At 72.0% G+C, this 20,640-nt stretch carries 20 protein-coding genes and 2 pseudogenes; 13 read left to right on the forward strand and 9 right to left on the reverse strand.

Annotated features, from left to right (window positions below; genetic code table 11):
• Positions 1-22 precede the first annotated feature (22 nt).
• The 4 genes from ABZW11_RS33660 to ABZW11_RS33675 all read right to left on the reverse strand — a co-directional run bounded on the left by ABZW11_RS33660 (position 23) and on the right by ABZW11_RS33675 (position 4,459).
• The gene (locus ABZW11_RS33660; RefSeq protein WP_355426066.1) at positions 23-916 is read right to left on the reverse strand and encodes a transporter substrate-binding domain-containing protein; all 894 of its coding nucleotides are present in this window, start codon (positions 914-916) and stop codon (positions 23-25) included.
• A gap of 110 nt (positions 917-1,026) precedes the next feature.
• Positions 1,027-1,950: a PaaX family transcriptional regulator C-terminal domain-containing protein gene (locus tag ABZW11_RS33665; protein ID WP_355426069.1), complete on the reverse strand. Its 924-nt coding sequence runs from the start codon at positions 1,948-1,950 to the stop codon at positions 1,027-1,029.
• Positions 1,951-2,016: 66 nt separating this feature from the next.
• On the reverse strand, positions 2,017-3,021 hold the full coding sequence (locus ABZW11_RS33670) for a PaaX family transcriptional regulator C-terminal domain-containing protein (protein WP_355426072.1): 1,005 nt from the start codon (positions 3,019-3,021) through the stop codon (positions 2,017-2,019).
• Between the two features lie 100 nt (positions 3,022-3,121).
• Positions 3,122-4,459: an alpha/beta hydrolase gene (locus ABZW11_RS33675; protein WP_355426074.1), complete on the reverse strand. Its 1,338-nt coding sequence runs from the start codon at positions 4,457-4,459 to the stop codon at positions 3,122-3,124.
• Positions 4,460-4,674: 215 nt separating this feature from the next.
• On the opposite strand from ABZW11_RS33675, the gene ABZW11_RS33680 reads away from it, so the two are divergent.
• The 8 genes and pseudogenes from ABZW11_RS33680 to ABZW11_RS33715 form a co-directional block, all read left to right on the forward strand.
• Positions 4,675-5,667: a phosphate/phosphite/phosphonate ABC transporter substrate-binding protein gene (locus tag ABZW11_RS33680; protein WP_355426077.1), complete on the forward strand. Its 993-nt coding sequence runs from the start codon at positions 4,675-4,677 to the stop codon at positions 5,665-5,667.
• Positions 5,660-6,490: a phosphonate ABC transporter ATP-binding protein gene (locus ABZW11_RS33685; RefSeq protein WP_355426080.1), complete on the forward strand. Its 831-nt coding sequence runs from the start codon at positions 5,660-5,662 to the stop codon at positions 6,488-6,490. Before ABZW11_RS33680 ends, ABZW11_RS33685 begins: the two co-directional genes overlap by 8 nt.
• 181 nt (positions 6,491-6,671) lie before the next feature.
• Positions 6,672-8,240, forward strand: coding sequence for a phosphonate ABC transporter, permease protein PhnE (phnE, locus tag ABZW11_RS33690; protein WP_355426083.1), 1,569 nt, complete (start codon positions 6,672-6,674; stop codon positions 8,238-8,240).
• A 37-nt stretch (positions 8,241-8,277) separates the two neighbouring features.
• On the forward strand, positions 8,278-9,492 hold the full coding sequence (locus ABZW11_RS33695; protein WP_355426086.1) for a cytochrome P450: 1,215 nt from the start codon (positions 8,278-8,280) through the stop codon (positions 9,490-9,492).
• Between the two features lie 104 nt (positions 9,493-9,596).
• Positions 9,597-10,508, forward strand: coding sequence for a hypothetical protein (locus tag ABZW11_RS33700; RefSeq protein ID WP_355426089.1), 912 nt, complete (start codon positions 9,597-9,599; stop codon positions 10,506-10,508).
• Positions 10,505-11,893 (forward strand): alpha/beta fold hydrolase, encoded by a 1,389-nt coding sequence (locus ABZW11_RS33705; RefSeq protein WP_355426092.1) that lies wholly within the window; start codon positions 10,505-10,507, stop codon positions 11,891-11,893. Before ABZW11_RS33700 ends, ABZW11_RS33705 begins: the two co-directional genes overlap by 4 nt.
• A 10-nt stretch (positions 11,894-11,903) precedes the next feature.
• Positions 11,904-12,074: a hypothetical protein gene (locus tag ABZW11_RS33710; RefSeq protein WP_355426094.1), complete on the forward strand. Its 171-nt coding sequence runs from the start codon at positions 11,904-11,906 to the stop codon at positions 12,072-12,074.
• 85 nt (positions 12,075-12,159) lie between these two features.
• Positions 12,160-12,309 (forward strand): annotated as a pseudogene (locus ABZW11_RS33715) (UDP-glucose 6-dehydrogenase); the annotation flags it as partial.
• Between the two features lie 12 nt (positions 12,310-12,321).
• Here ABZW11_RS33715 and ABZW11_RS33720 read toward each other — a convergent pair.
• Entirely contained in the window at positions 12,322-13,233 is a 912-nt protein-coding gene (locus ABZW11_RS33720) for an SDR family oxidoreductase (RefSeq protein WP_355426097.1), read from the reverse strand.
• Positions 13,234-13,603: 370 nt separating this feature from the next.
• On the opposite strand from ABZW11_RS33720, the gene ABZW11_RS33725 reads away from it, so the two are divergent.
• A complete protein-coding gene (locus tag ABZW11_RS33725; RefSeq protein WP_355426143.1) occupies positions 13,604-14,902 on the forward strand; it encodes an MFS transporter in 1,299 nt (432 codons plus the stop codon).
• Positions 14,903-15,184: 282 nt separating this feature from the next.
• Positions 15,185-16,405, forward strand: a complete 1,221-nt coding sequence (locus ABZW11_RS33730) for a low temperature requirement protein A (RefSeq protein ID WP_355426100.1) — start codon at positions 15,185-15,187, stop codon at positions 16,403-16,405.
• Between the two features lie 5 nt (positions 16,406-16,410).
• Here the strand turns inward: ABZW11_RS33730 and ABZW11_RS33735 are convergent, their stop codons facing one another.
• The 4 genes from ABZW11_RS33735 to ABZW11_RS33750 all read right to left on the reverse strand — a co-directional run bounded on the left by ABZW11_RS33735 (position 16,411) and on the right by ABZW11_RS33750 (position 18,765).
• A complete protein-coding gene (locus ABZW11_RS33735; protein ID WP_355426103.1) occupies positions 16,411-17,058 on the reverse strand; it encodes an L-2-amino-thiazoline-4-carboxylic acid hydrolase in 648 nt (215 codons plus the stop codon).
• 278 nt (positions 17,059-17,336) lie between these two features.
• Positions 17,337-17,924 carry a TetR/AcrR family transcriptional regulator gene (locus ABZW11_RS33740; protein WP_355426106.1) on the reverse strand — a complete coding sequence of 196 codons (588 nt, stop codon included), beginning with the start codon at positions 17,922-17,924 and terminating at the stop codon, positions 17,337-17,339.
• A 436-nt stretch (positions 17,925-18,360) separates the two neighbouring features.
• Positions 18,361-18,564 carry a hypothetical protein gene (locus ABZW11_RS33745; protein WP_355426146.1) on the reverse strand — a complete coding sequence of 68 codons (204 nt, stop codon included), beginning with the start codon at positions 18,562-18,564 and terminating at the stop codon, positions 18,361-18,363.
• An 18-nt stretch (positions 18,565-18,582) separates the two neighbouring features.
• Positions 18,583-18,765, reverse strand: a complete 183-nt coding sequence (locus ABZW11_RS33750; RefSeq protein WP_355426149.1) for a hypothetical protein — start codon at positions 18,763-18,765, stop codon at positions 18,583-18,585.
• Between ABZW11_RS33750 and ABZW11_RS33755 the strand changes: the two are divergent.
• The 3 genes and pseudogenes from ABZW11_RS33755 to ABZW11_RS33765 all read left to right on the forward strand — a co-directional run.
• Positions 18,683-19,021 (forward strand): annotated as a pseudogene (locus tag ABZW11_RS33755) (sialidase family protein); the annotation flags it as partial. The gene ABZW11_RS33750 and the pseudogene ABZW11_RS33755 overlap by 83 nt on opposite strands.
• A gap of 79 nt (positions 19,022-19,100) precedes the next feature.
• Positions 19,101-19,652 (forward strand): sialidase family protein, encoded by a 552-nt coding sequence (locus ABZW11_RS33760; protein ID WP_355426152.1) that lies wholly within the window; start codon positions 19,101-19,103, stop codon positions 19,650-19,652.
• Between the two features lie 286 nt (positions 19,653-19,938).
• Positions 19,939-20,505 carry a dihydrofolate reductase family protein gene (locus tag ABZW11_RS33765; protein ID WP_355426109.1) on the forward strand — a complete coding sequence of 189 codons (567 nt, stop codon included), beginning with the start codon at positions 19,939-19,941 and terminating at the stop codon, positions 20,503-20,505.
• Positions 20,506-20,640: the final 135 nt, after the last annotated feature.

The following is a 20,640-nucleotide window of genomic DNA, read 5'->3' on the forward strand; positions in this document are numbered from 1 at the left end:
CCGGCTTCTGCGGGCGCGAGACTCACTGCGCGCCCGCCGTGTTCAGCGCGGGCTCCTCGACGGCGACGTTCTGGAGCCCGTACTTGTCCATGATCTTCTTGTACTCGCCGTTCTTGAAGATCTCCTTGAACGCGTCGAGCATGACCGGCCCGAGCCCGCTCGACTTGGGCACCAGCATCGCCAGCCGGTCGACGCCGGCGCCCTGCTCGTCGGTCTGGGTGACGTAGGTGAAGGCGTCCTTCTCCTTGCCCAGCACGTCGAGCGCGGCGCTCTCGGTCATGCCCGCGGCGTCGGCGCGGCCCGACCTGGCGGCGAGGATGGTGCCGTTGGTGTCGGCGAGGCCGATGAACTCGATCTTCGGCTTGCCCTGCTTGGCGCACCAGTCGGTCAGGCGCTTGGCCTGGTCCTCCACGATGCTGCCCGCGGTGCCCGCGACGCGCTTGCCGCACAGGTCGGCCGAGCTCTTGATGGCCGCGGACGCGGACTTGGGGATCAGGTAGGAGGTCCTGGTGACCATCCACACGATCGCGTCGAACTGCTTCTCGCGCTCGGCGGTGTCCTTGACCGGGCCGTTGAAGGCGTCGTAGCGGGAGGCCAGCATGCCGGACAGCGCCGCGGGAAGCCCGTTGACGATCGAGATCTCGGTGCGGACTCCCAGCACCTTGCCGAGCGCGTCCTGCAGCTCCTTGTCGATGCCGGTGACGGTCTTGCCGTCGTTGGCGACGATCCGGTAGGGCGGATGCGAATCACCGGCGAATCGGATGACGCCCGCCTCCTTCACGGCATCGGGTAGGGCGTCGTACAGAGCCGTCGCGCCGGCCGGCCGCTGCGGCTCACCGCCGCCTCCGCCGCAGGCCGAGGCGGAGGCGAGCGTCACGGCCGCCGCGCCCGCGAGCATGGTCCTGGACAGTCTCATGGTGGTCCTTCCGCGACCGGCTAATGATGCAGTTAGTTTTGCGGTCGTTGGGGCAAGTGTCACATCTCAGGGTGCACACCTGTCAAGGGCCCACTGTGCGGCGGGGACGGTCAGGAGGGGGTGAGGATGGAGCCGGTCCCGTGGTGGGAGACCAGGCCGGCCAGCGCCGGATCGAACTCCGCGACGATCTGCCTGACGCGGAACTCGGCGAGCGGCCCGAGGGTGTCGTAGATCTCGACGAAGAGCTTGCGCGCAGCGGCGCGCGGCCAGTCGGCGGGCAGCAGCTCGGCGGGCAGGTCGGGGTCGTGGTTGGGGAACGTCCGCCAGGTGTCCATGATCCCCGAGCGCGCCACCAGCGCCTCCGACGCGCCGACGGTGCCCTTGCGCACGCGGTCGAGGAGGGGCGCGTACTGGGCGAGGAAACCCTCGTACGTGCGGCGCAGCTGCTCGAAGTCCCACGCCTCCTGCGGCGCCCGCATGCCGGGCAGGTCGAGCGCCTCGGCGCGGAAGACCGTCGCCATGGGGATCTCCAGCTCGCTCAGCACCGCCGCCGCGCTGTCGGCGTCGGCCCTGGGCGAGACCCACAGCCCGTCGTAGAGCGGGGCGAAGCCCAGCCAGCGCAGCCGCGCCCGCAGCGTGTGGCGCAGGTCGCGCTGCTCCTCGGAGATGGAGAACGTGGCCATCACCCACCTGCCGTCCCAGGCGCCCTGCTCCAGGCCGAAGGACATGATCCGCTGCCGGCCCTCCTGCAGCACCGCGGCGGCCTGGTCGGTCAGCCGGTAGTAGGTGCGCCGTCCCGACTTCGACGACACCAGCAGGTCCCGCTTGGTCAGGCGGCTCAGCGCGGCCCGCGCGGCCACGGGCGAGACGCCGAACTCCTCGGTCAGCCGCACCAGCGCCGCCGACGGCAGCTGCTCGGGCCGGCTGATCCAGTAGTCGCCGAGCAACGTGGTGATCAGGTGCTGCGGGGGCGCGCCCACCTGGTAGCGCGGAAAGTCGACGTCTACAGCTTCGGCCAGTTTCCGGTCATTCACATCCCGAGTATATTGACAACGTTTACGCGTGCGCTCGTTGCCATGTTGTCATGCTTTGTGATGCGGTCAGCCGTCGGCGAGGAGGTCGAGGCGAGCCCGGTCCGTCGTCTCGTCAAAGGTCGTGCGGCGGTGGGCCGCCGGCGACTCCAGGGCGGACACCTGAGCGAAGGTGTGATGCGCCGCCAGGCCGGCCAGAGCGGGGTCGAACCCGGCGAGGATCTCGCGGAACCGCTCCTCCGCCGGCTTGCCCAGGGAGTCGTAGATCCGCACGCACAGCCGCCTGGCCTCGTCGCGCGGCCAGCCCGCGGGCAGCAGTTCGGCGGGCAGGTCAGGATCGAGCGCGGGGAACATCCGCCAGTCCGTCATGATCGCCGTACGCAGCCGCAGCGCCTCGGCGGGCGCCGGGCTCGAGCCGGCCAGCCGCTCGGCGACCGGCCGATGGGCCTCGATGAAGCGCGCGTAGCGCTCGCGCAGCGCGCCCACGTCGAAGGCCCGCTCCAGCACCGGCTCGAGATCGCCGCCGGCGACCTCGCGGGCGCGGAACACCGCGGCCCCGCGCACGCCCAGCCTGCCCAGCAGCGCGACGGCGTCCTCCGCCCGGTCGTGCGGCGACACCCACACCGCGTCGAACACCATGCCGAAGTGCAGCAGGCGCAGCCCGTCGCGCAGCAGGCGGCGGACGTCGCGCTGGTCCTCGGGCACCGAGAACGTGACGACCGTCCACCGCCCGTCCCACAGCGGCGTGGCCGCGCCGAACGTCAGCAACCGCCGCATGTGCGCCACGATCACGTCGTGCGCCCTGGGCGGCAGCCCGTACGCGGTCGTGCGGCCGTTGCGCGAGCTGGTCAGCAGCCCGCGCGAGGTGACCCGCCGCAGGGCGGCGCGGGCGCCCGCCGGAGTGATGCCGAACTCCTCCAGCAGCCGCACCAGCGCCGCCGACGGGATGTGCTCCTGCCGCCAGAACCAGTAGTCGCCGAGCAGCGTGGTCAGCAGGCGCTGGGGCTCGGCGCCCTGGCGGGCTCTGGGCAGGGATCCGGGCTCCGGCGACGCGGCCACCAGGTGTCCCCCCATCGTCAGGCTCCTCGGCCGGGACGGCCGTCCCGGCCACGGGCGGGCTCGCCGGGCTCGGCTTGCGTGAATCCTACGTCTTCACCGATGACGCGCACCCCCTTCACCGCGGCACGTGCGGGCGCAGGAAACGGCCCGGATGGTAGGCGGTGAACTCCGCCGTGCCCAGCTCCGGGTACGCGGCGGCCAGCCGGTTGAGCCGGTGCGCGCCGGTGTCCGGCCACCGGCCGGTGGCCACCCGGTCGCGCAACGTCCGGACGGCGGCGACGAACTCGGCCCCGGTGTAGCGGCAGTGGCCGGGCCGGTCCACGAACGCCTGCCGCAGCAGTGGGTTCCTCCCGGCGTGCCGGACCACGTCGGCGTACGCGCGGGCCTGGGTGACGGTGGGGTAGTTGTCGCCGCGCTCGTGCATCGTCAGGACGGGGACGCCGAGCCGGCCGCGCGGGGTGAAGAAGTCCTCCATGTAGGAGACCGCGCGGGGATCGGCGGCCACGGGGGGCGCCTTCGCCAGGGCCGCGAGGTCGGCGTCCAGGTTCAGGCCCGCGCGGTCGTAGAGTGCGCGCACCTGCTGCAGGCGCCCCGACTCGCGCAGCTGCCTGCGGTAGTCGACGCCGGTGTTCCAGGAGAAGTTCCCGCCGGCCCGCTGCTCCAGCGGATGGCGGGGAGAGAAGACGGTCGGCATGAAGGCCGCGTACTCCTGGGCCTGCTGGGCCTCCCAGTCGCGCGGCGCGGGCTCATCGGTGCCGGGCACGGACCAGGCCGAGACCTGGGCGAAGGACGCCGCCAGCGCGATGCGGGCCCGGCCGGCCGCGCTCTGCTGGGCGGCGTCCAGGACGGTGCGGGCGGCCGTGGTGCTGCGCGCCTCCTCCTCCGCCGAGGCCAGGCGGACGAGCTTGATCGCGTCCTCGCGGGGGGCGAGCAGGGTCTTGAACGCGAACGCCGCGTCCAGCGACTGGTTGAGCATCGCCACAGGACCGGCGACCGAGGCGCAGTACGGCAGCGCGCCGTCGATCAGGTCGGGCCGGAGCTCGGCCAGTCCGGCCGCGATGGCGCCGCCCATCGAGGCGCCCCATGCCAGGGTGATGGCGGGGTCGCCGGCCTTCTCGGCGAACGTCGCCAAGGTGTCGGCCGAGGCTTCGAGCGTCTCCTCGACGGCCCAGCCGTCCCCGTAGGGCCGGGAGCCGGCGAGCGCGTAGCCGTGGGCCAGCAGCCACGCGCGCGAGGCGGCGTCGCCGCCGAGGTCGGCCGGCAGGTGGTCCGGGCCGGCGCCCCGGCCGTAGCCGGGGGTGAACGTCAGCACGGTGCCGTTCCAGCCGCGCGGGACCTCGATGGCGTACGTGGCGCCGCCCGGGTGCACGCCGGAGAGGCTGAGCGCACCCGTTGCGGCAGACGCCGGTGGCGTGAGGGCGAGCGCGGTCGCCGCGACCGAGGCCACGGTCATGGCGCGAGATGCCCGTTTGATCACTGTACGGGGATTGATGTCCGCCTCCAAGGGTGGGAAGCTGCCAACGCGAGAAAGACAACACATCGCTGGACGCTCGTCCAAAATGAGCCGCCGATGTTAGTAGACACAAATCCTACGGTCGTCACATAAGTGTTGACAATGGTGCCGGTGCTGCTTACTTTGGCCCGACCACCTGCATGTGAGGAGCCTCGATGTTCCGCAAGTCAGCTTTGGGCGCCGTCGCGGCCTGTGCCGCGATCGCACTCCTGCCCGCCTGCGGCGCCGGCCCCGGAAGCACCCGCAGCGCGTCCGGCGACGGCGGCCGGCCCACCGAGCTGGTCTTCGCCGCCATCCCTTCTGAGCAGAGCGACGACCTGGAGGCGTCGTTCGCCCCGATCATCTCCGCGCTCGGCAAGGAGCTCGGCATCCCGGTGCGCTTCCAGGCCGTCACCAGCAACGCGGCCGTCGTCGAGGCGCAGGTCGCCAAGCGGGTGGACGTCGCCGTCTACGGCGCCTTCAGCTACTACCTGGCCCGCACCCGCGCCGACGTCGAGCCCGTCGCCGTCCCGATCGCCGCACCCGACGGCGAGCCCGGCGCCTACGCCTACGGCGTCACCCGCGGCGACGAGAGCGGCATCGCCTCGCTCAAGGACGTCGCCGGCAAGGACGTCTGCTTCACCGACCCGGGCTCCACCACCGGATACCTGCAGCCCCTCGCCTCGCTGCGGGAGGCCGGCGTGGACGTGGACAAGGACGTCAAGACCGTGTTCACCCACGGCCACGACACCGCCGTCGCCTCGCTGCTGGCCGGCGACTGCGACATCGCGTTCGTCGGCGACGTCTTCATCGACCAGCTGCTCCCCGCCCGCGGCCAGCTCAAGCCGGGACAGGTGACCAAGGTGTGGACCTCACCCCTCATCCCCGGGCCGCCGATCGTCGCCGGCACCTGGCTTCCGCAGGACATGCGCGACAAGATCACCGCCGCCGTGACCGGCCTGACCGCCGCCGGCGCCGCCTCCGCCGGGCTGTGCAAGGGCGGCGAGATCAAGGGCCCGAAGACCTGGGGACAGCACGCCGGCGCCCCCGCCTGCACCCTCGGCACCTCCACCGCATGGACGTTCGTCAAGGCCACGGACGCGACGTACGAGCCGATCACCCGCATCTGCGAGATCACCAAGGCCGAGGTGTGCACCTCCGGTGGCTGAGCGAATCCCTGTGAACAGCCCTGAGACCGGCTCGGCGAGCAGCCCTGGTGGCGGCTTGGTGAAGGGCGAGCCCGTCCTGCGATTGTCGGACGTCGGGAAGAGCTTCAACGGCGTCACCGTCCTCGACGGCGTCTCCCTTGAGGTGCCGCGCGGCCGCTTCGTCGCACTGACCGGCCCCTCGGGAGCCGGAAAGTCCACCCTGCTGCGGCTGGCCAACGGCATGCACCTGCCGGACCGCGGCACCGTCAGCACGCTGGGGGAGAACCCGGCCGCCTGCTCCCGCAGCCGCCTGCGCGCCCTGCGGGCCAGGGTCGGGTTCGTCTTCCAGCAGTTCGGCCTCGTCGGACGCCTGTCCGCGATGGAGAACGTGCTGATGGGCGCCCTCGCCACGCTGCGCCTGCCCCGCTACGGGGTGATGAGCTACCCCCGTGCCCTGCGCGTCCGCGCCGTCGAGCAACTCGACCGCGTCGGCCTGGCCGACCAGCGCTTCCAGCGCTGCGACACGCTCTCCGGCGGCCAGCAGCAGCGCGTCGCGGTGGCCCGCACCCTGCTGCAGAGCCCCGAACTGATCCTCGCCGACGAACCGGTCGCCTCCCTCGACCCGGCCGCGAGCGTCCTCGTCCTCGACACCCTCAAGCGCATCAGCACCGAGGACGGCATCTCCGTCCTGTGCAGCCTGCACCAGGTAGAACTCGCCCTCACCACCGCCGACCAGATCGTGGCCCTCCGGAACGGCCACCTGATCCTCAACGAACCCGCCACCACCCTCACCCCGGCCCGCCTCCACGAGATCTACCGCCCGACAGGTGAGCACGATGCCTGACACCCCCACGCCGGGATCCGCGCAGGGGAGCGGGGTGGTCGGTTCCGGATCCGCCGCGTCCGCGCAAGCGAGCGGGGCGGCTGACGTTGCGGCGCCGTCCGCGCAGCGGAGCCCGGTCGCCGGCGCAGCCTCCGCCCCGCCTTCTCCCACCCCCAAGGACCCCGGTCCCCTCCGGCCGCCCGTGAGCGTCCGGGGCCTCGTGGCGGGTGGGTTGCTCGCCTCGGCGGTGGCCGTTGCCTGGGTGGCGTTCTGGTGGATCGGGTTGTCGCCGGCCACGCTCGTCGCCGGGCTTGATGACACCGCGCGGTTGCTGGGGCGGATGTGGCCGCCCACCCTGCCCGCCGCCGCGGACGTCGCGGCGATGATCGTTGAGACGTTGCTCATCGCGGTCGCCGGGACCGGGCTCGCCACGTTGGCGTCGGTGCCGTTGGCGTTCATCGCCGCACGTACCCACCGAGGCACCCCGTGGCTGCGGCCGGTCGCCCGGGCGGTGATCGTGCTGACCAGGGCCGTGCCGACGCTGGCGTTCGCGATCCTGTTCGTACGGATCTTCGGCCTCGGCCCCCTGGCGGGCGCGCTCGCCGTCGCCGTGCACTCGGTCGGCATGATCGCGAAGCTGCTCGCCGACGCCATCGAGGAGGCCGACCCCGCACCCGCCGAGGCGGCCCGAGCGTGCGGCGCCCGCGAGGCGCAGGTGGCCGCGGCCACCGTCCTGCCCCGCGTGTTCCCGGCGCTGGTCGCCATCGTGCTGTACCGGCTCGACATCAACATCAGGGCCTCCGCCGTGCTCGGCATCGTCGGAGCCGGCGGCATCGGCGTGGCGCTGCAGACCGCGCTCGGCAGCCTCAACTACCACCGCGCCGCGGGCATCATCTGCGTGATCGTCGCCCTCGTCCTGCTGCTCGAACTGCTGTCGGTGGCCCTGCGCCGCCGAACCAGCGGGAAGACGGAGGGCACGGCGCTGCCCGCCGGCCGGACCCCGTACGACGTCGGCTGGGACCGGGCCCGCGTGCTGCGCGTGGCCGGCGCGACCAGCACCGGCGTGATCTTCCTGGCCTCGCTGTGGTCCTTGAGCCCCGACCCGGGCCGGTTGGCCACCGCCTGGCCCAACCTGCAGAGCGTCCTCACCGGCATGTGGCCGCCCGCCTTCTCCACCGACCTGCTCATGGCGGTGCTGGAGAGCCTGCTCATGGCGCTCGGCGCGGCAGCGGCCGGCGCCGCGTGCGGCCTGGTGGCGGCCCTGCTGACCGCCACCGGCACCGCCCCCTGGCGCCCGCTCGCCGCCGCACTCAGGGTGCTGCTCGTGGTGGTCAGAGGCATCCCCGACCTCGTGTACGCGCTGCTCTTCGTGGCCGCGCTGGGCTTGGGACCGTTCGCGGGTTTCCTGGCCTTGTGGATCTCCTCCACGGCACTGGCCGCCAAGTTCTTCACCGACTCCCTGGAACAGCTCGACCCCCTGCCGCGCGAGGCACTGACCTCGGTCGGCGCCGGCAGGTGGCAGGCGTTCACCGCCGGGACGTGGCCGCAGTTCGTGCCCGCCTTCACCGGCAACGGCCTGTTCGTCGCCGACCTGGCGCTGCGCGAGTCCGTCGTGCTCGGCATCGTGGGCGCGGGCGGTGTCGGCTACCTCATGCAGGAGTCGATCGCCACCCTCCGCTACGACACCACCGCCGCGATCGTCATCGCGATCGCCGTCGTCGTGTACGCCATCGAGACCCTCGCCCGGACCGCCCGCCGCCACCTGCTGTGACCGTCCCCGGACGAGTCGCCGACGAAGGGACCTCATCATGACCACGGACCGGAACCCCGTTGCGGGCTGTGAACGTGCCTCCGACTGGGACCCCACCGCGCCCGAGACCTTCGACAGCTCCCACGGTGTCTACGCCGACCTGCGGCGACGCTGCCCCGTGCCGTGGAGCGACGCCTTCGGCGGCTTCTGGGCGGCCACCCGCTACGCGGACGTCGTGCGCGTGGCCCGCGACAGCGCGACGTTCAGCACCGCCACGCAGAACGTCGTCCCGCACGTGCCGCGCACCCAGCGCCGGCCGCCGCTGCACTACGACCCGCCCGAGCACGGGATCTACCGCGCCCCCATGGACCGGGTGCTGCGCCGCGCCGTGCTCAGGCGCCTCGAACCGGCCTTCGCCCAGGCGGCCCGCGAACTGCTGGAACCGCTGCTGGCGCGCGGCGGCGGCGACTACGCCAAGGAGTTCGCGCTGCCGTACGCGGCGCAGTGCTTCGCGATCTTCCTCGGTCTGCCGGTCGAGCAGGTGCTGGAGATCCGCCGGATCGGCGTCGAGTACAGCTTCGCCATCCAGGAGATGGACCGGGCCCGGATCATGACGGCCAGCGAGGAACTGTACGCCATCGCCCGCACCATCGTCGCGGACCGCCGCGCCGACCCCAAGGACCCGGACGAGGACCTGGTGTCCAGCCTGCTGGAGGCGTCCGGTGACCCCGAGCGGCCGATCCCGCCCGACCTGGTCGTGGCCACCGTGCGGCAGACCGTCGTGGCCGGCATCGGCGCGCCGCACGCCGTGCTCGGCAGCGCCGCCGTCCACCTGTCCCGCGACCCCGAGCTCCAGGACCGGCTGCGCGCCGACCCCACCCTGCTGCCGGCGGCCATGGAGGAGCTCCTGCGACTGTACGCCCCGTACCGCGTGTTCGCCCGCACCGCACTCCGCGACGTCGAGCTGGGCGGACGGACGGTACGCGCAGGAGAGCCGATCGCGATGATCTTCCCCTCGGCGAACAGGGACGAGACGGTCTTCGACGACGCCGACCGGCTCGACCTCGACCGGCGGCCCAACCGCCACCTCGCCTTCGGCCGCGGCGCGCACCGCTGCCCGGGCGCGGCGATGGCCCGCATGGAGCTGGCCGCCGCGCTCGGAGAGCTGCTCGCGGGCACCGATCGGGTCGAACCGGATGGCGAGGTGGAGATGTTCAACTGGCTCGAGTTCGGCCCCAAGTCCGCACCGCTCCGCCTCGTCCCCCGCACCTGACCCCGGCGCGCCGGCCCGCGGTCGTCCGCCACGCCCTTCGTTCCCACCCCCCGTTCCGGCACCCTCGTGCCGGCTTCGCCCATCGATTGTGGAGGCAACCACCCATGTCGGCCCCCTTCAAGACCGCCCGGATCATGCTGGCGGCGACCCTGGGAGCGGTCGTCCTGGCCGGCTCCGGCACCGCGACGGCCTCGTCCCCCGAGAACCCGCCACCGTCCGGACCACCGGCCCCGGCTCCGGCCATCCTGCCCACCGTCCGCGAGGCCGCCGACGGCCTCCCGGGCCACACCGTCTACCGTCCCGCCGACCTGACGAAACTGCGCAAGAACAGCCTCCCCGTGATCGTCCACGGCAACGGCGCCTGCGCGGCGAGCAACCTCGAAGGCATCACCTTCCTCACCGGCCTGGCCTCCCAGGGATACATCGTGGTGGCCAACGGCGGCGTGGCCGACTTCCCCGTCCCGAGCACCCCTGAGCAGACCATCGCGCACCCGGAGGCGCTGCTCGCCGCCGCCCGCTGGGCCACCGAGTCGAAGCAGGCACGCAAGCAGTTCGACGGACGCGCCGACACGACCCGCGTCGGCGTGCTCGGGCACAGCTGCGGCGGCGTCGAGGCCCTCGCCGCAGGAACCGACCCGATGATCGACGCGGTCGCCGGCTTCAACACCGGCTACCTCCCCGAGCCCTTCTTCGGCGGCTTCGGGCGCGACCGCCTCGCCGGCCTGCACACCCCGACGCTCCTGGTGAACGGCGGCCCGGACGACGTGGCGTACCAGAACAGCATCGACAACTACGCCCTCCTCGACGTCCCCGCCGTGCTCGCCTCCGACGCGACGGCCGGGCACGTCGGCCTCATCGCGGGCCTCCAGGCGACGAAGGGCTGGCAGGTGGCCGCGGACTGGTTCGACTACGTCCTGCGCGGTGACCGCACCGCCGGGGCGCGCTTCATCGGCCCCGACTGCGGGCTGTGCACCGAGGACGGCTGGACCGTCGAATCGAAGGGACTGTCGCTGTGATCCGCCGCGCCGCCATCGTCTCCCTGGCCATCGTGGTGACGACCACCGCCGCCGGCCTTCCCGCCATCGCCGAGAGCGGTCCCACGCCGGCCGTCGCCGCCGGCGCCCCTGGTGGCACGCCCTGCCTGCCGGACTCGCCGTCCCGTCCCACCTGCATCAGCGGCACCCTCGACGACGGCACGCCGTACGAGTTCGTCGTCCCCGCCCGCTGGAAAGGCACCGTGGTCGTCGCCCTCGACTTCGCCGGCCCCGGCCGCACCGAGCAGCTGACCGCGCGCCTGCTGGCCGACGGCGTGGCCCGGGGCGGCACGAGCCGGACGGTCACCGGCTGGAACATCCGCGCCGCCATCGACAACCAGGCCGAGGCCCTGTCCCGGTTCGAGCAGGCGTACGGCAAGGCCCGCAGAGCCATCGCCTCAGGGACGTCGATGGGCGGCTTCGTCTCCGCCGGCGCCGCCCAGGTCCACCCCGGGAAGTTCGACGCTGCCGTCCCCATGTGCGGCGGGCTCAGCGGCTCGGTCGCCCAGTGGAACCAGAAGCTCGACACGATCTTCGTCCTCGAACGGCTGGTCGCGCCGGGACTCCCGGTCATCGACATCCCGGAGGACGTCGAGTCGGCCCGCCAGGCGTGGATCGACGCCCTCGCCGCCGCCCAGCGCACCCCCGAGGGCCGGGCCCGGATAGCGCTGGCCGCCGCGATCGGCCAGCTCCCCGCCTGGGGCAGGAACCCCGACGGCACCACCCCGCCGCCTCCCGCCCCCGGTGACGCCGCCGGCCTGGAGCAGGGCGCGTACCTCGCGCTGGCCGGCGGCCCCCTGCCGTACGTCGGGCAGGCCATGAGCAGCCGCCGCCAGATCATGCAGGTGGTGGGCGGCAACCCGTCCTGGAACACCGGCGTGGACTACGCCGAGCAGCTTCGTGGGGCCGACCCCGCCCTGCGGCGCGCGGTCGGGAAGCTGTACGAGCAGGCGGGGCTGAAGCTGACGGACGACCTGAAGACCCTGGCCAAGGCACCTCGCATCGCCGCCGACCAGGACGCCGTGGACCGGTTCGCCCGCGGCATCGTCCTGGACGGCAAGCTGCGCATCCCCGTCCTCACCCTGTCGAACATCGGCGACCAGATCTCGACCGTCGCCCAGCAGCAGTCGTACGAGGCGAAGGCACGCCGGGCGGGATCGGCGTCCCTGCTGCGCCAGACGTACACGCGCAGCGCCGGCCACTGCGACTTCACACCGGCGGAGCAGCACGCCGCGCTGACCGTCATGTTCGACCGCCTGCGCACGGGAAGGTGGCCGGCGACGTCCGCGCCCGCGATGAACGCCCGCACCGCCGACCCCGCCGCCCGCTACATCTCCTTCACCCCACCCCGCTTCAACCGTCCGTGACCAGGCGGCGGTGCTCGGCGACCCGCCGTTCGTGCTGGGCTGGGACGTCTCGGGGGAGGCCGCGGAGACCGGCTTCGGGGTGACCCTCTTCCGGCCGGGCGACGAGGTGTTCGGCATGCCGTGGTGGCCAGGACACCCGCCGCCCGGTCGACCGCGCCGAGCGGCACACAGGCGGCGGTGACACCGAGCCGCTGCTGGAGCGGCCGGCCCGCGCCGCCTGATCACCCTCGAGCAGAACCGCGTCGACCTGGCCCACGAGACGCTCGCTGCTCACCGAGTGGCGTGAGTTCCGCGAGATGGACCCGGAGGAGGCGGGGAAGCTGGTCAGGGCCCGCGCCATCATCGACGCGCGCAACATCCTGGCCGCCGAGCGGTGGCGTGGAGCCGGCTGGACGTACCGGGCGCTGGGCCGTCCCTGGCCGGCGCGGTCAGCGGTAGCCCGTGACGTCGGCCGGTTTGCCCGGGTCCTGGACCTCCACCAGGTAGCGCCAGCAGTCCGGGCGGGAGCCGTCCACGTCGGTGAAGCCGTACTCCAGGGCCAGCTGCCCGCTCGACAGCGACCGCCCGCTCCACCGCATCACGTCCGGGTCGGCGGCCAGCGCGGCGACCGCGCGGCCGACGTAGCGGGGTGACTCCGAGATGGCGAAGTGCGGCTCGCGGGCCGTGGCGTCGCGCCAGTTCTCCTCCGTCACCTTGAAGTGCTCCAGCATCATCTCCGACCGCAGCCAGCCGGGGGTCAGTGCCACGGCCGCGCACCCGTACGGGCGCAGCTCGTGCGCCTGCGCGTACCCGAGCCGGATGACGGCGCTCTTGGCCTGGTCGTAGAAGAACGAGATGCGGTAGTTGTGGTCGTTGTACTCCTTCGTCCCGTCGGTCATCTCCACCACCAGGCAGCCCGGCCGCTTGATCAGCAGGGGCAGCATGAAGTGGCTGGTGATGACGTGGGTGTCGACGGCGAGCCGGAGCAGGCGTAGGCCGGCGTCCAGGTCGTGCTCCCACAGCGGGGTGTCCCACTGGGCGAGGAGCTCGCCGCCCCAGATGTCGTTGACGAGGACGTCGAGGTGGCCGTGGTCGCGTCCGATGCGCTCGGCGAGCGACCTGACCTGGTCGCGGTCGAGGTGGTCGGCCGGTACGGCGATGCCGTGGCCGCCGGCCGCGCTGACCAGCTCGGCGGTCTCCTCGATGGTCTCTGCGCGGTCGTACTCGGATCTCTTCTCACGGGTGGTGCGGCCGGTCACGTAGACGGTGGCGCCGGCCGCGCCCAGCTCGACGGCGACGCCCCGGCCGGCGCCCCGCGTCGCGCCCGCGACCAGGCAGATCTTGCCCTTCAGGTTGCTCATACGGCTGAACGTAACGAGGAAACCCGACAGGGCGTGTCATGTTTTCAGCGGGTCGTGAAGGCGCCGTCGTTCACGTGGATGGTCTGGCCGAAGATGTGCCGGGCGCCGGGCGAGGCGAGGAAGAAGACGGTCTCCGCGATTGCAGCAGCGCGGGGACGAGATACAGCAGCGTCGAGGCGCTGACCCCAAGGTGCGGAGGCTGACCGCTGATCCGGCGAAGAGGGGTCTGACACATCACCATGCGCGGGTTTGAATGGTGATCGTGGCCAGGCGCCGGCCACGCGGCGGGGTGATCCACCGTGGCCGATGACAGCCCCACCAGCCCCCCACGAGCACGAACGGAGTCGACGTGACGAGCCAACCGCGCTCCATGACCCGCGACGACCGCAAGGTCCTCGCCAGCACCCTGGCCGGCACCACCATCGAGTGGTACGACTTCTTCATCTACGCCCAAGCCGCCGGCCTGGTGTTCGGGCCGCTCTTCTTGGCCCCGGTCAACGAGCAGGCACCCGGCCTGGCCACCCTCATCTCGCTGGCCACGATCGGCATCAGCTTCCTGTTCCGCCCGCTCGGCGCGATCGTCGCGGGCCGTTACGGTGACCGGCTGGGACGCAAGCGCATGCTCGTCATGACCCTGCTGCTCATGGGCGGGGCCACCACGCTGATCGGCCTGCTGCCGGCGTACGAGTCGATCGGGGTCGCGGCGCCCGTCGCGCTCATCCTGCTGCGCATCGTGCAGGGCTTCTCCGCGGGTGGCGAGTGGGGCGGCGCGGCGCTGCTGGCGGTGGAGCACGCGCCGCGCGAGCGCCGCGGCTGGTGGGGCACATTCCCGCAGATCGGCGTGCCGATCGGCCTCATCCTGGCGACCGGCGTCCTGTGGATCATGAGTACGGTGACCACCCCCGAGCAGTTCCAGGCGTGGGGCTGGCGGGTGCCGTTCCTGCTCTCCCTGACCCTGATCGTCATCGGCTACCTCGTGCGCCGCGCCGTCGAGGAGAGCCCCGTCTTCAAGGAGCTGCAGCAGCGCACCAAGACGTCCTCCGCGCCGCTGCGCGACCTGTTCCGCGGCCACAGCAAGAACGTCCTGCTCACCGCCCTGATCTTCGTCGCCAACAACGCCGCGGGCTACCTGCTCATCGCCTACTTCATCAGCTACGGCACCACAGCGCTCGGCCTGTCCCGCCCGTCCGTCCTGCTCGCCACCGTCGCCGGCTCGGCCACGTGGTTGATCTTCACCCTGTACGGCGGCGCGCTGTCCGACCGCATCGGCCGCGTCAGGACCTTCCAGATCGGGTACGCGCTGGTGTTCGTCTGGATGCTGCCGCTGTTCCTGCTGATGGAGACCCGCGACATCTGGCTGTTCGCCGCGGCGATCATCGTCCTGACCGTCGGCCTGGGCCTGTCGTACGGGCCGATGTCGGCGATGTACGCCGAGATGTTCCCCGCCTCGGTGCGCTACTCGGGAGCGGCGATCGGATACGCCCTCGGCGCCATCCTCGGCGGCGCCTTCGCTCCGACGATCGCGCAGGCCCTGGTGCAGGGCACGGGGTCGGCGCTGTCCGTGGGCGCGTACATCATGGTGCTCTGCGTCGTCTCCCTGGCCGCCGTCACCGCCGTCAAAGAGCCGAAGGGCACCGACCTGGGCCTCAGCCGGGAACCGATCCCCTGACGCGATGATCAGATCGCGATCCGCGGCGCCGCGGCCGGGGGCTCGCGTCGTACCAGCGCGGCAGCAACCAGCTCACCGTCGCCTCCTCGGGCAACCTCGTCACCGACGTGACCACTCAACGTTCCGTCGGCGCCGGCGTCACCCTGACGGCCGGCGTCTGACCTCCGATTCTCTGAAACCCAACCTCCCGGCCGGTCGCCGATCATCCGCGCTGTCACAACTCGGGGCGCCGTCCTGTCTCAAGAGGCAGGACGGACGTACCGGAAAGTGACAGGAGACGGCATGAGGATCAGGGTTCGGATGCGGGCGCGGCCCATCGACGAGCCGCACCGTGTGGCCAGCCCGCTGGAGCTGCTGTTCGACCTCACCTTCGTGGTCGCGGTCGCGGCCGTCACCGCCCAGTTCGCGCACGCGATCGTCGAGGGGCACGCGGCCGGCGGGATCGCGCCGTTCCTGCAGGTGTTCTTCGCCATCTGGTGGGCGTGGATGAACTTCACCTGGTTCGCCTCGTCCTACGACACCGACGACGTCGGCTACCGGGTGCTGACCATGGTGCAGATGGCCGGCGTGCTGGTGCTGGCCGCCGGGGTGCCGGTCGCGGCCGAGCACGCCGACTACGGCTTCGTCACCCTCGGCTACGTCATCATGCGGATCGGGCTGGTCCTGCTGTGGTTGCGGGCCGCCTCGGGGGACCCGGCGCGGCGCCGCACCGCGCTGCGGTACGCCGCCGGCATCTCCGTCGTCACGGCGGGCTGGCTCTACCATTCCGTGCTCGCGCCGGTGAGCGCCGAGCTGCCGCTCTTCGTCGTCCTGGCGCTGCTGGAGCTGGCGGTGCCCCTGTGGGCGGAGCGCGAGCGGCCCACGACCTGGCATCCGCACCACATCGCCGAACGGTACGGGCTGTTCACGATCATCCTGCTCGGTGAGAGCGTGCTCGCGGTGTCCCGAGGGGTGGCGGCGGCGATGGAGGCGGGCGAGGTCGGCGGCCGGTTCGTGGTGGTCGCGGTGTCGGGGCTCGTGGTGCTGTTCGCGTTGTGGTGGCTGTACTTCCTGGTGGAGGCCGGGGACGGGCTCAGCGGGCGGCGTGATCGGTCCTATCTGTGGGGGTACGGGCATTACGGCATCTTCGCGGCGCTGGCCGCGCTGGGCGCCGGGCTGGAGGCGGCGACCGAGGAGGGTGGGCATGGTGTCGCCGGGCCGCTGACTTCGGGGTACGCCGTGGCGATCCCGGTGGCGGTGTTCCTGCTGCTGCTCGGGGCGGTGTACAGGCTGATCGCCGCGCGGCCTGCGGTGCCTCCCCTGGTGTTGTGGGCCTTCGCCGCCGTGGTCGCGGCGCTGCCGGTCGCCGCACCCTGGATCGGCGTGCACGGAGTGGTCGCGGCGATCGCGGTGAGCTGCGTGCTCCTGGTCACTGCCACGATCGTCATGACCGGCTCTGTCGCCGCGAGGGCTCGCGGCGACAGAGCGGACAGAGCGGACAGAGCGGACAGAGCAGTGACGTAGGGACGTCAGCCGTCGTCGCGGCTGAAGTGGAACGGGCAGTGCGTGCCGCCCGTGCCGATGGTGGTGCGGCGCTCGAAGCGGAAGCCATGCCGGTCGGGATCGATGGCCTCGATCCAGTTGGCGTCGAACGCGCACATCGCCGGCGTCAGCTCCGGCGCCCCGTTGGCGACCAGGACGTCGTGGTAGAAGCACCGGCGTACGTCGAGGTGATAGCGGGTGCCGTCATCGACCGGCCGCTCGAAGACGAACCCCTTCCCGAACGCGTACTCCTCGCGCGACCTGCTCAGCTCCACCATGGCGTGGAAGGCGTCCGGCGCGGCGTCGAGCATCGCCCGGGTGCCCTGCTCCATGGTGTCGCCGAGCGGTTCGACGAAGGCCGCGCGTACGGCATCGATGGCCTGCTCCCGGCCCAGCCTGGGCAGGAGCACCTCGTAGGCGGCCACGAGGGCCAGGGTCAGGCGCAGGTTGTGCCGGGCGGGTTCGTCGACGATCAGGTGCTCGTTGGCCGCTTCGAGCTCGTCCTGACGCGCCCGCATGGCAGCCGTCGGGTACTCGGAGAGCTGGTCGTAGAACGCGTCGAGCAGCAGCGTCGTGTCGCGATCAGGGTCGGGGACGTAGCCGCCGCCGGCGAGCCCGAACTGGTCGGTGGACATGGTGATCCTTTCGTGTACGGCTCGGCGCGTACACGACCGTGACCCCGCCTGGAGGCGTGACCGGCCATGCCCGCGACCGAGCGAGCACGCCAGCGCACTCCACCGACCGACCAGGCGCTGACCAGCTTTTGCTGATATTTCCAGACAAGTCTGGCATGACGCGAACGATCATGTCCAGAAGCGGGTGGTCTCCTCAAGGGGAGCCCGGCCGGTCAGGACGGCGCTGCCCGGCACGCCGATCGCGGATCAACCGCTCGGCGTACTCGGGCGGCAGAACGTCAGTGGACATCGCTCTCCTCCTGGTCGATGAAGGTGTCGAGGAGCCGGTCGACGGCCGTCACCAGGCCGGCGGCCGAGCGGCCGGCGTCGAAGACCTGGCTGGTGATGTGGGCGCCGTCCACCAGCATCTGGATGAGGTAGGCGACCTGCCCGGGATCGGCCAAGGGCAGTGGCTCGACGAGTTCGGTGAAGAGCTCGAGGTAGCGCTGCTTCTGCTCCTGGGCCGCCACGCGCACCGGATGGGCCCGGTCGGGGAACTCCACCACGGTGTTCGCCAGCGGGCACCCGCGATGCCCGGGTGCTGCGATGGCCTCGGCGATCTCCGCGACCACGCGCCGCAGCTGCGCGCGCGGATCGCCGGGGTAGGCCGCGCGGACGGTCTCGACGATCTCCTGCGGCGAGACGCCCTTCTCCCGCAGGTACGCCACGGCCAGCTCGTCCTTCGAGCCGAAGGCCCGGTAGATGCTCGGCTTGCCCACCCCGGACCGCTCGGCGATCTCGGCGACGCCGGTGCTCCGGACGCCCTCCTGGTAGAAGATCTCGCGGGCGACGTCCCAGACGCGTTCTCCCGCCGGTGTCAGCCCCATCGTGCTCCTCCATGCGTACCGATCGGTACTAAGCACCGTACCGATCGGTACGTCCGACGTCAATCCGCAGGCGCCGGGCCGTCGCCCGCTCGGCCTGTCGCCTTTGTCACACACCCGCCGGGCCGGCCCCGTGGAGGGCCTGGTCAAGGAACGGCTCCGCTGATGCCCAGGTCAGCGGCCATTTGTGATCATCACCCCACAGAGTTGATCTTGCCGTTGTAAGGTTCCTGCCGGAAACCGCAACGAGAATGAGGAACCAGCTCGTGATCCGACGCCCCAGGGCACTGTTAAGCGCAACCGCCGTCCTCCTCGCCACCGCCGCCCCGCTCGCGCAGCCGGCCGCCGCCGACGACGCGGGCGCCAGGCCGGCCGTCGTACGGCCGGTCTCGGGCGTCAGCCCGCTGCCCGCCGACTGCGGCGGCCCCCCGGCGGACGGCTACGTCCTCAACCCCAACACCGAGGTCCTGCCGGCGCTCGCCGCGGACCCGAGGCGGCCGCAGCGCCTGGTCACGGTCTTCCAGCAGGACCGCTGGAACCGGTACGGCAGCAACGGCGCCCTCGCCGCCGTCTCCGACGACGCCGGCCGGACCTGGACGGCCTCCAGGAACCTGCCCGCCTTCTCCCGCTGCAACGGCGGCACGGCGGCCAACGGCGGCGACTACGACGTCACCACCGACCACTGGGTCACCGTCACCCCGTCAGGGGCCGCGATCGCCGCGTCGCTGTCGATGTCCCGCGCCGGCGACGTGACCGCGATCCTGGTCTCCAGGTCCGGCGACGGCGGAAGGACCTGGGGCCCGCCGGTGACGCTGCAGCGCGACGACACCGTGCGCTTCTTCAACGACCGGCCCTCGGTGACCGCCGACCCCTACCGGCCAGGCGTGGTCTACGCGGTGTGGGACCGCATCGACGACCAGTCCACCGAGGCCGAGCCGAACTGGATCCAGCCCGTCTACCTGGCCAAGTCCACCGACGACGGGCGTACGTGGACGACCAGCAAGGTGTTCGACGTGCCGAAGAACAGCGGCGTCATCGGCACCCAGCTCGTCGCCCTCCCGGACGGCACGCTGCTGATCGGCATGCACCACGAGACCATCGACGAGGGCTTCACCCAGGTCATCCGCTCCACCGACGGCGGCAGGACCTGGTCGAAGACCCTGGACGTGCCCGCCCCCCATGGCCGTCGGCCCCCGCATCCCCGACCCCGACGACTCGGGCGACCCCATCAGGAACGCCGCCCTCCCGCTGCTCGCCGCCCAGCCGGGCACCCAGGCCGTGCACGCGACCTGGCCCAGCCGGGACGCCGACGGCACCTTCCACGTGGCCTACGCGCGCTCGGCCGACGGCGGGCGTACGTGGTCGAAGCCGGTTCGCATCGACAGGACGCCCACGGGTTCGGCCGCCGTTCCCGCGGTGGCGGTGTCGCGGACCGGCACCGTGGCGGTCACGTACTACGACTTCCGCAACAACACCTCCGGCCCCGACCTGCCCACCGACCTGTGGGCCGTGACCTGCGCGAGCGGCTGCACACAGCCCGGCGCGTGGCGCGAGCAGCACATCGAGGGCCCGTTCGACAGTCGCGCGTTCCCGGCGACCAGCGTCGGACGCCTGCTCGGCGACTACACCGGCATGGTCGCGACCGGCTCCTCCTTCACCGCCGTGTACGGCGTGACGACCGGCGACGCCGCCAACCCGGTGGACCTGCACAGCGCCACCTTCTCCCGGTAGAACGCCCGAAAGCGTGGTTCCGGGGAATGTCCGGAACCACGCCGTCGCGTCCCCGATCAAGCACTCAAGGACAAGCCGCCCCAGGCGGTGATCAGCCTCAGCCTCGGCATCTCCAAGGGCAGGGACAACGCGTTCGTCGACGCCGTGGACGGCCCGCAGGTCAACCACACGGCCCACGACTTCGAGTTCAACGGCGTCCGCACGAGGTCCGTGCGCCGAGGCGCGATGAGTTCCCCGGCTGCAGGGAGTCATACTCCGGAAGCAACGATGCCGAGGAGGAACTCTGATGCGTAACGTCACGTACTCGATGAGCGTCTCGCTCGACGGCTACATCGTCGGGCCCGACGGCGGCTTCGACTGGGCCGAGCCCGACCAGGAGATCTTCCGCCACCACATCGACGAGATCCGGCAGGTCGGCGTCCACCTGATGGGCCGGCGGCTGTACGAGACCATGCTCTTCTGGGAGACCGCCGACCAGGAGCCGTCGATCGACGACGACACCCGCGAATGGATCAGGCTCTGGAACCCGCTCCCCAAGGTCGTCTTCTCCACCACGCTGGCGGAGGTGCGGGGCAACGCCCGCCTGGCCTCCGGTGGCCTCGCCGAGGAGATCGAGCGGCTGCGCGCCGAGCCGGGGGAGGGGGAGATCGCGATCGGCGGCGCCACCCTCGCCGCCGAGGCCGCCGAGGCCGACCTGATCGACGAGTACCGGGCCGTCGTCTACCCGGTGCTGGTGGGCGGCGGCATCCCGTACTTCCCGCAGGGCAAGCGGCAGGTGGAGCTCGACCTCCTCGAAACCCGCCCCTTCCCCTCGAAGGCCGTCGCCTACCGCTACCGCGTGCGGCGCGCGTGAGCGACCCGGCCGGCTCACCCCGGGCAGGCTCTGATCGAGCAGGCACCCGGCTGAGGAAACGACCGGCCATTCTTCTCTAAGCGCTTTACGGGCAGGCGGCAACCCTCCTATCGGCTCCCCCATCAATGGCCTGAC

Origin of the sequence: Nonomuraea sp. NPDC004580, from assembly GCF_040609855.1 — a bacterium.
Classification (GTDB): domain Bacteria; phylum Actinomycetota; class Actinomycetes; order Streptosporangiales; family Streptosporangiaceae; genus Nonomuraea; species Nonomuraea salmonea.

Excerpts from the sequence above, each read along its gene's own strand:
- ABZW11_RS33660 (WP_355426066.1), bottom strand. The coding sequence starts at position 916 with ATGAGACTGTCCAGGACCATGCTCGCGGGCGCGGCGGCCGTGACGCTC.
- ABZW11_RS33670 (WP_355426072.1), bottom strand. The coding sequence starts at position 3,021 with ATGGGGGGACACCTGGTGGCCGCGTCGCCGGAGCCCGGATCCCTGCCC.
- ABZW11_RS33675 (WP_355426074.1), bottom strand. The coding sequence starts at position 4,459 with ATGACCGTGGCCTCGGTCGCGGCGACCGCGCTCGCCCTCACGCCACCG.
- ABZW11_RS33680 (WP_355426077.1), top strand. The coding sequence starts at position 4,675 with ATGTTCCGCAAGTCAGCTTTGGGCGCCGTCGCGGCCTGTGCCGCGATC.
- ABZW11_RS33695 (WP_355426086.1), top strand. The coding sequence starts at position 8,278 with ATGACCACGGACCGGAACCCCGTTGCGGGCTGTGAACGTGCCTCCGAC.
- ABZW11_RS33700 (WP_355426089.1), top strand. The coding sequence starts at position 9,597 with ATGTCGGCCCCCTTCAAGACCGCCCGGATCATGCTGGCGGCGACCCTG.
- ABZW11_RS33720 (WP_355426097.1), bottom strand. The coding sequence starts at position 13,233 with ATGAGCAACCTGAAGGGCAAGATCTGCCTGGTCGCGGGCGCGACGCGG.
- ABZW11_RS33725 (WP_355426143.1), top strand. The coding sequence starts at position 13,604 with ATGACCCGCGACGACCGCAAGGTCCTCGCCAGCACCCTGGCCGGCACC.
- ABZW11_RS33730 (WP_355426100.1), top strand. The coding sequence starts at position 15,185 with ATGAGGATCAGGGTTCGGATGCGGGCGCGGCCCATCGACGAGCCGCAC.
- ABZW11_RS33735 (WP_355426103.1), bottom strand. The coding sequence starts at position 17,058 with ATGTCCACCGACCAGTTCGGGCTCGCCGGCGGCGGCTACGTCCCCGAC.
- ABZW11_RS33740 (WP_355426106.1), bottom strand. The coding sequence starts at position 17,924 with ATGGGGCTGACACCGGCGGGAGAACGCGTCTGGGACGTCGCCCGCGAG.
- ABZW11_RS33760 (WP_355426152.1), top strand. The coding sequence starts at position 19,101 with ATGGCCGTCGGCCCCCGCATCCCCGACCCCGACGACTCGGGCGACCCC.
- ABZW11_RS33765 (WP_355426109.1), top strand. The coding sequence starts at position 19,939 with ATGCGTAACGTCACGTACTCGATGAGCGTCTCGCTCGACGGCTACATC.